At 43.2% G+C, this 11,505-nt stretch carries 11 protein-coding genes; 8 read left to right on the top strand and 3 right to left on the bottom strand.

All coding sequences use genetic code 11. From position 1 onward, the window contains the following. Positions 1-106: 106 nt before the first annotated feature. On the bottom strand, positions 107-526 hold the full coding sequence (locus tag MSG36_RS23220) for a secondary thiamine-phosphate synthase enzyme YjbQ (protein WP_017059938.1): 420 nt from the start codon (positions 524-526) through the stop codon (positions 107-109). 326 nt (positions 527-852) lie between these two features. Here MSG36_RS23220 and pgi point away from each other — a divergent pair, with 326 nt between their 5' ends. Next, complete coding sequence (gene pgi, locus MSG36_RS23215) at positions 853-2,505, top strand: glucose-6-phosphate isomerase (protein ID WP_017632690.1); 1,653 nt, start codon at positions 853-855, stop codon at positions 2,503-2,505. 140 nt (positions 2,506-2,645) lie between these two features. Here pgi and MSG36_RS23210 read toward each other — a convergent pair whose 3' ends face one another. Both MSG36_RS23210 and zur read right to left on the bottom strand, forming a co-directional pair. Then, complete coding sequence (locus MSG36_RS23210) at positions 2,646-3,107, bottom strand: chemotaxis protein CheX (protein ID WP_017059940.1); 462 nt, start codon at positions 3,105-3,107, stop codon at positions 2,646-2,648. A gap of 17 nt (positions 3,108-3,124) precedes the next feature. Continuing rightward, a complete protein-coding gene (zur, locus tag MSG36_RS23205) occupies positions 3,125-3,583 on the bottom strand; it encodes a zinc uptake transcriptional repressor Zur (protein WP_048661606.1) in 459 nt (152 codons plus the stop codon). A 313-nt stretch (positions 3,584-3,896) separates the two neighbouring features. Here zur and dusA point away from each other — a divergent pair, with 313 nt between their 5' ends. The 7 genes from dusA (at position 3,897) to MSG36_RS23170 (ending at position 11,027) form a co-directional block, all read left to right on the top strand. Continuing rightward, positions 3,897-4,877, top strand: coding sequence for a tRNA dihydrouridine(20/20a) synthase DusA (dusA, locus tag MSG36_RS23200; RefSeq protein ID WP_248369864.1), 981 nt, complete (start codon positions 3,897-3,899; stop codon positions 4,875-4,877). 206 nt (positions 4,878-5,083) lie between these two features. Then, positions 5,084-5,305: an envelope stress response protein PspG gene (pspG, locus tag MSG36_RS23195; RefSeq protein WP_017059950.1), complete on the top strand. Its 222-nt coding sequence runs from the start codon at positions 5,084-5,086 to the stop codon at positions 5,303-5,305. Between the two features lie 135 nt (positions 5,306-5,440). Beyond that, positions 5,441-6,109, top strand: a complete 669-nt coding sequence (locus tag MSG36_RS23190; RefSeq protein ID WP_048669402.1) for a TIGR04219 family outer membrane beta-barrel protein — start codon at positions 5,441-5,443, stop codon at positions 6,107-6,109. Between the two features lie 202 nt (positions 6,110-6,311). Beyond that, positions 6,312-6,542: a hypothetical protein gene (locus MSG36_RS23185; RefSeq protein WP_004735813.1), complete on the top strand. Its 231-nt coding sequence runs from the start codon at positions 6,312-6,314 to the stop codon at positions 6,540-6,542. 123 nt (positions 6,543-6,665) lie between these two features. Beyond that, on the top strand, positions 6,666-8,531 hold the full coding sequence (locus tag MSG36_RS23180) for an assimilatory sulfite reductase (NADPH) flavoprotein subunit (protein WP_061040039.1): 1,866 nt from the start codon (positions 6,666-6,668) through the stop codon (positions 8,529-8,531). Beyond that, on the top strand, positions 8,531-10,258 hold the full coding sequence (gene cysI / locus MSG36_RS23175) for an assimilatory sulfite reductase (NADPH) hemoprotein subunit (RefSeq protein ID WP_248369863.1): 1,728 nt from the start codon (positions 8,531-8,533) through the stop codon (positions 10,256-10,258). Before MSG36_RS23180 ends, cysI begins: the two co-directional genes overlap by 1 nt. Further along, entirely contained in the window at positions 10,251-11,027 is a 777-nt protein-coding gene (locus MSG36_RS23170) for a phosphoadenylyl-sulfate reductase (protein WP_248369861.1), read from the top strand. The genes cysI and MSG36_RS23170 overlap by 8 nt, the downstream gene beginning before the upstream one ends. Positions 11,028-11,505 lie beyond the last annotated feature (478 nt).

Raw genomic sequence — 11,505 nt, 5'->3', positions numbered from 1 at the left:
CTACAGTAGGCCAAATACTATTTTTATAAGAGTGGTTGTGGAAAATCACCACTCTTTTTATTAGCAAGGTATTGTTTTTATTAAGGAAATATTGTTTTCAAGCAGTTTACTCACCTTGCATCGTAGCAATCACAGTTCGGCTTCCACCACAATCTCGGTGCTCTCCTAAGTAAATGCCCTGCCATGTTCCTAAAGCTAAACGACCATTGCTAATTGGTATTGTCACACTGGTGCCAAGTGTCGATGCTTTAATGTGGGCAGGCATGTCATCATCACCTTCATAGGTGTGTCTGTAGTAGGGCGCTCGCTCTGGGACAAACTTATTAAAGTGCGACTCCATATCGGTACGGACGGTAGGATCAGCGTTCTCGTTTAGCGTGAGGCTGGCAGAGGTATGTTGGATAAAAAGATGTAATAAACCAACAGATAGAGAATTGATATCGTGTATCTGTTGTTCAATTTCATCAGTAATGAGATGAAATCCACGCTTTCGTGCATTTAGGTGTATAGTCTTCTGAATCCACATACGCCATCCTTTATAATGTATTTGGAAAAAAAGTGGTTTAACGCTATCTTTTGAACTTGAATTTATCAGGTGTCGCTCACATTTAATTATGTTAGAGCTAGAGTCTGTACCGATTCTTCTGTCAGGAAATCTAATCCTGATTTATCTCAAGGTACAGCTCTTCATATGCGGCATAATACGTCGTGAAAAAAAATTACAAAGAATCTTTCAGTGGTGACGCGGTTTGGTCATCACAGAAAAATATAAACTTTCGCCTAATCGGGGGTTCTATTCATCACCCAGGTGACGTTTAGAATAAAACCTACAGTAACATCGGGATAGATACCATGTTGAAAAATATCAACCCAACGCAAACACAAGCGTGGAAAGCTCTAACGGCACATTTTGAGTCTGCTCAAGATATGGATATGAAAGAGCTGTTTGCTCAAGATGCAAAGCGTTTCGAGAGCTTTTCTACTCGTTTCGGTTCTGACATCTTAGTGGATTACTCTAAGAACCTTATCGATGCTGAAACTATGCAGCACCTATTTGCTCTTGCGAACGAGACTGAAGTTAAGTCTGCAATCGAAGCAATGTTCGGTGGTGATGCAATCAACAAGACTGAAGGTCGTTCAGTACTTCACACTGCTCTACGTAACCGTAGCGACAACCCAGTAATGGTTGATGGCAAAGACGTAATGCCAGCAGTGAATGCAGTACTAGCAAAAATGGAACTGTTTACACACCGCATCGTTTCTGGTGAGTGGAAAGGTTACACTGGTAAAGAGATCACTGATGTAGTTAACATCGGTATCGGCGGTTCGGACCTTGGTCCATACATGGTGACTGAAGCTCTAACGCCATACAAAACTCGCCTAAACATGCACTTCGTTTCTAACGTAGATGGCACTCACATCGTTGAGACACTTAAGCCTCTTAACCCAGAAACAACGCTATTCTTAGTGGCATCTAAAACATTCACGACTCAAGAAACAATGACTAACGCGCACTCTGCACGTGATTGGTTCTTGGCTGAAGCGGGTGACAACGCACACGTAGCTAAACACTTCGCAGCACTATCAACTAACGCAACTGCGGTCGCTGAGTTTGGTATTGATACTGACAACATGTTCGAATTCTGGGACTGGGTTGGTGGTCGTTACTCACTATGGTCTGCAATCGGTCTTTCTATCTCACTATCTGTTGGCTTCGATAACTTCGTTGAGCTACTAGAAGGTGCTCACGAGATGGATAACCACTTTGCTTCAACTGAGTTTGAAAGCAACATTCCAGTCATCCTTGCGCTTATCGGTATTTGGTACAACAACTTCCACGGCGCTGAGTCAGAAGCAATTCTACCTTACGATCAATACATGCACCGTTTTGCTGCTTACTTCCAGCAAGGCAACATGGAATCGAACGGTAAGTTTGTTGACCGTGAAGGCAACCCTGTAGAGTACCAAACAGGTCCTATCATCTGGGGTGAACCTGGTACTAACGGCCAACACGCTTTCTACCAACTGATTCACCAAGGCACTAAGCTGATCCCATCAGACTTCATCGCGCCTGCTATCAGCCACAATCCAGCATCTGATCACCACCAGAAGCTAATGTCTAACTTCTTTGCTCAAACTGAAGCGCTAGCTTTCGGTAAGACAAAAGAAACAGTAGAAGCTGAATTCCTAGCTGCTGGCAAAACAGCTGAAGAAGTGGCTGAACTTGTACCTTTCAAAGTATTTGAAGGTAACCGCCCTACGAACTCTATTCTTGTTAAGCAAATCAACCCTCGCTCTTTAGGTAACCTAATCGCGATGTACGAGCACAAGATCTTTGTTCAAGGCGTTATCTGGAACATCTTCAGCTTCGACCAATGGGGTGTAGAACTTGGTAAGCAACTAGCAAACCAAATTCTTCCAGAGCTTGCTGACGATGCTCAAGTAACATCTCACGACAGCTCAACTAACGGTCTAATCAACGCATTTAAAGCGCTGAAAGCTTAATTGAGTTGATAGCACCAAAAAAACGCCAACCTTCGGGTTGGCGTTTTTGTATCTGTAGGTCAAAGAATGGCTAAATCGCAGGTAATAAAAAAGGCTGACGCATGCACGTCAGCCTTTTGTATTTTTTACTGCGGTTGTTTCTATTCGAAACAGATCTCGATGAAAGCATTACCCCATTGAGATGAGAAAGGCATGATGATGATTGCTCCGTCACACTTGTGACGAATCGTATGACCTTTACCGGAAACCACGATTGGCGTTGCCATATCGAAGTCAAAACCGCTTTCCGCAAGAATACGTTTTGCACCGCCAGTCACCATGTTAGTGATTTCACCCACCATATCGGTCACTTCTTCGTTGAGGCCGTTTGGTCGTTCACCGAGCATGTTTTCCATGATTTCGAGAGCGAGACCTTCATCAAAGGTGATCGACATAGAGCCACGAGATTGTGTACCCACCATGCCAATTAGGCCGGATACATCGCCACGAGCGATTTCATCTTTCTTAACTCTTGGTTTTTGTGGCTTCAATTCTAGAGAAGCCATCGTTTTTAGTACGTTCATCAAAGAAGCTAAAAACGGGTTTACAAATTCAGCGCGCATAATGTTCTTCTATAATCTTATTCTTTCATCTCGGAGGAGCAAGATTGGCAAATGCCATGCGATTCAATGACATGATTAGTCAATTGAAAGCTATGCTTCTCAGCGTTACTGGCGAGTAGGGTGACAAGCGCATCGTCTTGCAGTTCTATCACAGTGCCACATTTATCGCAGATCAGTAGTTGGGAGAAATGTTTGTTGGCATTGCAAGAACAGCAGCATATGAAGCTATTGGTTGACTCAACTCGGTGAATGAAACCTTGTTCTAACAAGAAATCTAAAGCGCGATAAACCGTAGGAGGCTTGGCTTGTGGTTCACTGACTTTCAACTGCTCTAACAATTCATAAGCACTGGAGGCTTTTTTATTAGAGAGAATGAGCTCAAACACTCGCTTTCTCTGAGGCGTCAATCTAACGCCTCGCGATGCGCATATCCCTTCAACTTGCTCTATTAATGTGTGGTCCAAATTTTTCACCATTCAATCGGCCATCCCTAATTAAACCCTATTTCTAGGTTACTACGTTTTGGGGGCCAATGATTTCTATTAAAGTCAGGTACAGAGCGTATTGTGACCCACGACTTTGAATAAGACAAGGTAACTCAAAATGACAGTGTGACTCAAGGCATAACTGATTAATGAGGCTGAATTAGAGATCTGGTGAATAGGTTTATAAAAAAGTGTGAGGCAAAGTTCATATAGCACAAACAGGGCATAGCATTTACAATAGCCGACCTTGCTTTTGCTGGGTATTCCAGCATATTTTTTTGACTCGCTACTAGGGTACTTTGCCATGACACATTCATGTAGGTTGTCTGTCGCTCCAATGCTCGATTGGACTGACCGCCACTGTCGTTACTTTCACCGTTTGCTTTCTCAGCAGACTCTTCTGTACACGGAAATGGTAACAACGGGCGCGATCTTACATGGTAAGGGCGACTTTCTAGAATATAACGAGCAAGAACATCCTCTTGCTCTTCAACTCGGCGGTTCTAATCCGGTTGATCTGGCTGCTTGTGCCAAACTGGCTGGTGAGCGCGGTTATGATGAAGTGAACCTTAACGTAGGTTGCCCTTCAGACCGAGTTCAAAACGGTCGCTTTGGTGCGTGTTTAATGGCTGAGCCAGAGCTTGTGGCAGATTGTGTGTCAGCGATGAAAGAAGTCACTGATATTCCAATTACCGTGAAAACGCGTATCGGTATCGATGACCAAGACTCTTATGAGTTTTTAACTAAGTTTGTTTCGACGGTTTCTGAAAAAGGCGGTTGTGAGCAATTTACTATCCATGCGCGTAAAGCATGGCTGAGTGGCCTTAGCCCGAAAGAGAACCGTGAGATCCCACCTCTAGATTACGATCGTGCATACCAAATCAAGAAAGACTTCTCTGATCTTGTGATTGCCGTGAATGGTGGCATTACTACTCTTGAGCAAACTAAAGAGCACTTGCAACACCTTGATGGCGTGATGATTGGTCGTGAGGCTTACCATAGCCCATTTATCTTGGCTGAAGTCGATCAGCAGATCTTTGGTTTAGACACGCCAATCAAGAAGCGCTCACAAGTGGTTGAAGAAATGTACCCGTACATCGAACGTGAACTTTCAAATGGCGCAAGCTTAGGACATATCTCTCGTCATATGCTTGGCTTGTTCCAAAGCATGCCTGGTGCAAGACAATGGCGTCGCTACATCAGTGAAAACGCACATAAGAAAGGTGCAGGTATCGAAGTGATGCAAACAGCATTGGCTAAGATCCCTAAAGGGCTAAATGTTTAACCTCCCTCTAAGTTAAAAACTTAAGGTTAAATTCGCCATTAGAGGCTAAATTTACCACTACAAGTTTCCGAAAAGCCACGCATGAAGATGTGTGGCTTTTTATTTATCTGATAAATAAGGATTTTCTTGGGTTGGCATACTTGGTATGGAAGCTGCAATGTTAGAAAGTAGGAAAGATAGGTCATTAACTCATTAGGGAGACCATTATGTTTGAATTAATCTTTGTTCTTATTTTCGTTGCAACTCTGCTTGTCACAGGTATCACGTTTATGACGGTATTGGCCGCAACCGGAGTAGCGTTATTAGTCATGTTGGTCTTAGGTATGATGGGCGTTGTGTTTAAGTTACTGCCTTGGTTGATCGTGATTGCAATCGGTGTGTGGTTTTTCAAAAACTTTGTACACAGTTCTAACCAGAGACGTTATTAAGGTCATCGTGCCGTCAAATCTTTACTCGTCAGCGGTTTATCGTTTTAGAATTTAAGATGTGTGGTAGAATTTTCCCCAATAATCTATGAATGTGCATACAATTAGCACTACGATATGGAATTGGAGCTATCTCAAATGAATAAAATGCCATTAATTGCTTTAGTGGGAATGCTATCTTTAAGTTCAGCAGTGTCTGCTGCTGAAGAGTTTTCTTACACGGCTAAAGTCGGTGCTGATATGTGGTGGGGAAGTACAAAGTTAAACGAAGTTAGACAAGATGATGATTCTAACTCACCTTCGTTGTATTTCGCATTTGAGCATAATGCCCCAATGCTCCCAAATGCTAGCTTCCGTTATACCTCTGTTGATGCGGACTCGTTGGCTTTTGATAAGTACGATTACACGTTTTACTACACACTGTTAGAGCACAAGTTGATGAACTTCGATGCTGGTGTGACGTTTACTCAATACTCGAACTCTAACTACATTGAACCGAAAGCCAATGGTGCGCAAACCAGTTTCGATGAATTCACGTGGAGCTTCTACGGTAACGCAGAGATCAATGTTCCGGACACCAACTTCGATATCATTGGTACGATGGAGTTCGGTGATAGCAGTGGTATTAAGAGCACTGACTTGATGGCGGGTGTTCAGTACCGAATCCCTGTATCAGAATCTGAAATTGCCCTGCGTGGTGGTTACCGTGTTATCGACCTAGATTCGGATGAGTTCTTTAGCTCGGAACTAGGTAAGAGCTTTGTCATGGTCGATGGTTGGTTTGCTGGTGCTGAAGTGCGCTTCTAGGCCATATAAAGCAAATTTAGAACGAATTTTAAGAACGCCACTTTATTAAGTGGCGTTTTTTTATATCTATTGGTTACTTGAGTATATATCTTTCTGGAATTAGTTAGCACATTCATCACTTTCGACCATCCTTAATACAAAGAGCTAATTAGCGTCTATTCTTAGAAGGTCTATGTTGTGAGGTCAAAGCAAGGGATGGAATATGACACTCAATGAATTACGAAATTTATATAGAGAAAACTTGTTAGTTGAAGCCATCATAGAGCCCTCAATTCAAGAAGGGTCTTGGGTTGTGGAGTTTCGCCATATGGGAGGTGGCTTTGTTCTGCTTACTGATGTTCATGGTGAAGAATGTCATTACGCGGATTTAGACCTAGCATCTAAGTCAGCAATGGCGGTTGGCTTTCAGCAAGTACGCATTGAAAACCAGTAAGGCAATTTACGTTTCAATCGGTTTTTACTTCCAAAAAGTTATAAAACATACTTTTCTATTCTTTCTTGTTATTAAAAGGAGTGGTTAATCTATCGTCACGCAATGATTAGGGATGTCGTGACCATGTCTTTAAATAAGAAAGAGTCTTCACAAAATAATAATGCACAGTCTGGGGTTAATGAGTTACCTGGGCTAGCTGCACCACTTAATGACCAACAATTGGGTCATCTTCAGCAAACTGTTTCTGAACTGTCTTCACAGCAACTGGCGTGGATCAGTGGTTATCTTTGGGGAGTGAGCCAAGCTCAGCCTGACGGTGCTGCTGCGCCAATCGCTCAAGCGGCCGCTGCGATAGCGGCTAAGCCTGCGGGTAAGCTCAGCATTATCTTCGCTTCTCAAACGGGTAATGCAAAAGGCGTCGCTGAATCGCTTGAGGCAGAAGCTAAAGCCTTAGGTATTGCTGTCGAGCTTTTCGATGCAAGTGATTATAAAGGTAAGAACCTAGCCAAAGAGACACACGTCATTTTTGTGGCTTCAACCAATGGTGAGGGCGAAGCCCCTGATAACGCTATTGAGTTGCATGAATTCCTACAATCAAAGAAAGCGCCAAAATTATCAAACCTACAATACGGTGTGATTGGTTTAGGTGACTCAAGCTATGAGTTCTTCTGCCAAACGGCTAAAGACTTCGATAATTTCCTCGCTAAGCTTGGTGCTAAATCGTTTGTTGACCGTCTTGATTGTGATGTTGATTACGAAGAATCAGCAACGGAATGGCGCGCTAAAGCATTAGAGCAAGTAAAAGAGACGCTATCGACAGGCACTGAAGCCGATGTGGTTCAATTACCAGTCGGTCAAGCAGCTGCCGGTCATTCGCAATACACTAAACAAAATCCATATACCGCGACATTATTGACGAGCCAAAAGATCACCGGTCGTGATTCGGGCAAAGATGTTCGTCATATCGAGATTGATCTTGATGAGTCGGGTATTACTTACCAACCGGGTGATGCGCTAGGCGTATGGTTTGAAAACAGCTCAGAACTCGCTAATCAGCTCCTTTCTAAGGTTGGGTTGTCTGGTATCGAAAGTGTTGATGTCGATGGTGACAACTTATCTATCCACAGCGCACTCGTCAGTAAATTCGAGATTACATCTTCAAATCCTCAACTTGTGACTAAGTTTGCTGAGCTTTCGGGCAGCAAGAAGTTAATTAAGCTGGTGGAAGACAAAGACAAGCTTCGTGAATACGCGGGTAATACTCAAGTTGTCGATGTTTTAGCTGAGAAGAAAACTAAGCTATCGGCTGATGAATTGATTGGTCTACTGCGTAAGCTTACACCGCGTCTCTACTCTATTGCATCAAGCCAAGCTGAAGTGGATGAAGAAGTTCACTTGACGGTTGGTTTGGTTGAATATCAAAAAGGCGAAGAGTCTCGTTTAGGCGGAGCTTCTAGCTTCTTAGCTCAACGTCTTGAAGAAGGTGGTGAAGTGAAGGTGTTTGTTGAGAACAACAATAACTTCAAACTACCACAAGACGACAATACACCAATCATCATGGTTGGCCCGGGTACTGGTATCGCACCGTTCCGCAGTTTTGTTCAAGAGCGTGAAAACAATGATGCTGAAGGCAAAAGCTGGCTGTTCTTTGGTGACCGAACTTTCACTCAAGATTTCTTATATCAAGTTGAATGGCAGAAGTACCTTAAGTCTGGTGCGCTAACCAAGCTTGATGTTGCCTTTAGTCGTGACCAAAAAGAAAAGGTTTATGTTCAAGATCGCTTAATCGAACAAGCAGCTCAGGTTTGGCAATGGCTGCAAGAGGGCGCGTACCTTTATGTCTGTGGCGATGCGACTCGAATGGCGAAAGATGTTCATGAAGCGTTAGTTACAATTGCGGAAAAACATGGCAATCAGAGCCGCGAGCAAGCTGAACAATATATTAATGATTTACGTAAAGCGAAACGTTACCAAAGGGATGTGTACTAATGAGCAAGCAAGTAATAGAGCAAGAAGTGCTAGGTCAAGTACTGGGACCTTTGGCTGATAACGAACGTCTGAAGCGTGAAAGTAAAAATCTTCGCGGTACGATTGAACAAGATCTCCAAGATAGAATTACGGGTGGTTTTACTGCTGATAACTTTCAGTTGATCCGCTTCCACGGTATGTATCAGCAAGATGACCGTGATATTCGTAACGAGCGTACCAAGCAAAAGTTAGAACCTTTACATAATGTCATGCTGCGTGCGCGTATGCCTGGTGGCATCATTACCCCTAAGCAGTGGTTGGCGATTGATAAGTTCGCAGACGAAAGCACCTCTTACGGTTCAATTCGTCTAACAACACGTCAAACGTTTCAGTTCCACGGTGTGTTGAAGCCGAACATTAAGTTGATGCACCAAACGCTAAATAACATTGGCATTGATTCCATTGCAACAGCGGGTGATGTAAACCGAAATGTTCTGTGTACGACAAACCCAGTTGAATCTGAACTTCATCAAGAAGCTTACGAGTGGGCGAAAAAGATCAGTGAACATCTATTGCCGAAGACTCGTGCTTATGCAGAAATCTGGTTAGATGGTGAAAAACTAGAAACAACGGATGAAGAACCTATCCTCGGTAGCAACTACCTACCGCGTAAGTTCAAGACGACAGTTGTCATTCCTCCACAGAATGACGTCGATGTTCATGCTAACGATCTTAACTTTGTTGCAATTGCTGAAGACGGAAAGCTGGTGGGCTTTAACGTGTTAGTCGGTGGCGGCCTTGCTATGACACACGGTGATACCTCTACTTATGCACGTAAAGCTGACGACTTTGGTTTTGTGCCATTAGATAAAACGTTAGATGTAGCAGCGGCGGTGGTAACGACTCAGCGTGACTGGGGTAACCGTTCAAACCGTAAGAATGCAAAAACCAAATACACACTAGACCGTGTTGGTATTGATGTATTCAAAGCAGAAGTAGAAAAGCGTGCAGGCGTAGAATTTTCTGAAAGCCGACCTTATGAGTTTACTGGCCGTGGTGATCGCATTGGTTGGGCGGAAGGCATTGATGGTAAGCACCACTTAGCGTTATTCATCGAGAATGGTCGTTTACTTGATTTTCCGGGTAAAGCTCTGAAAACAGGTGTTGCTGAAATAGCGAAGATCCACAAAGGTGACTTCCGCATGACTTCAAACCAAAACCTAATTGTTGCGGGTGTGTCGACGAGTCAAAAGGCCAAGATTGAAAAACTGGCGCGTCAATATGGCTTGATGGACGATGCTGTTTCAGAGCAACGTAAAAACTCAATGGCGTGTGTGGCTTTCCCAACATGTCCTTTAGCAATGGCAGAAGCTGAGCGCTTTCTTCCTGAGTTTGTAACGGATGTTGAAGACATTCTGAAAAAACATGGATTACCAGAAGAAGATAACATCATCCTTCGAATCACAGGTTGTCCAAATGGTTGTGGTCGTGCAATGTTGGCTGAACTTGGTTTAGTGGGTAAGGCTCCGGGGCGTTACAACATGCACCTAGGTGGCAACAAGGCCGGAACTCGTATCCCTAAGATGTATAAAGAGAACATCACATCAGCTCAAATCTTAGAAGAGATTGATGCGCTGGTGGGACGTTGGGCTACAGAACGCAACGACAATGAAGGGTTCGGTGATTTTACAATCCGAGCTGGCATCATCGAAGAGGTGATCATTTCTAAGAGGGATCTGCATGCATAATTCTGTCGCTTCAAAATTGAAGTTAGCAGAGCTACTCGCATTGACTAAGACGGAGCAAATACTTCGTCTTGGGCAAATTAATGCTGAGTTAGAACAGCTAACAGCATTAGAAAGAGTTAAATGGGCATTAGATAATTTAGAAGGGACGCATGTTGTGTCTTCAAGTTTCGGCATTCAAGCCGCGTTAATGCTGCACTTAGTGACTCAAGCAAAACCAGATATTCCGGTTATTCTGACGGACACAGGGTATCTATTTCCTGAGACCTATCGCTTTATCGATGAGTTAAGTAAGAAGTTGACTCTAAACCTTCAAGTCTTTCGCGCCCAACAGAGCCCTAATTGGCAAGAAGCGCAATATGGAAAACTTTGGGAGCAAGGTATAGAAGGGATAGAGAAGTACAACAAGCTTAATAAAGTTGAACCGATGAGAAGAGCGCTAGACGAGCTCGAGGCTGGGACATGGTTTTCCGGTTTAAGAAGAGAGCAATCTCAATCGCGTGCAAACTTGCCAATCTTATCTATCCAAAATGGTGTGTTTAAATTTTTGCCGGTAATCGATTGGACGAATAAAGATGTTCACTATTACCTAGAAGAGCATGCTCTCGGTTATCACCCGCTTCGAGAGCAGGGTTACCTTTCTGTTGGAGATACACATACAACTAAGAAGTGGGAACCGGGTATGACTGAAGAGGAAACTCGTTTTAATGGGCTGAAACGCGAATGTGGTCTCCATGAAGATGATGGAGAGCAATATGGTTCTGGGATTTAGACTCATTGCTATTTAAAAAGCTGCCATTAGGCAGCTTTTTTAGTTTCTAGGGGATAAAATTAGAGCGGTTGTGGATAAGTCTGTGGTTATTGTGTAGTTACTTTGTAGTTAAAGTTGCATAAATAAAGCTTTGAGTGTTTATTCGTCGTGTAACCGTTATTTTTGCATTTTTCTTTAATAAACACTTGCCAATGTGATGAACATCTCTATAATGCCGCCTCACTGACACGGCAGACGCCACAAGGCTTCAGCGCAGAATGTTAGTTAGGCAACTAGCTTTAAGCGATAATTCGCTTCTACTTTTAGAAAGTAGAAATTAATTTTCAAAAGTGTTTGACACTGAGAATTAAATCGCTAGAATAGCCGCCTCTTCCGAAGTGATGTAAGTCACAACGAAGAGTAGCTCTTTAACAATTTAAACCTATCAATCTGTGTGGGCACTCGTTGATGAATATCAAAACGTTTTATCGTTAGATAA

Origin of the sequence: Vibrio sp. 1CM8B (assembly GCF_023161685.1) — a bacterium.
Lineage (GTDB): Bacteria > Pseudomonadota > Gammaproteobacteria > Enterobacterales > Vibrionaceae > Vibrio > Vibrio coralliirubri.
This window is presented reverse-complemented; position numbering and strand designations above follow the sequence as displayed.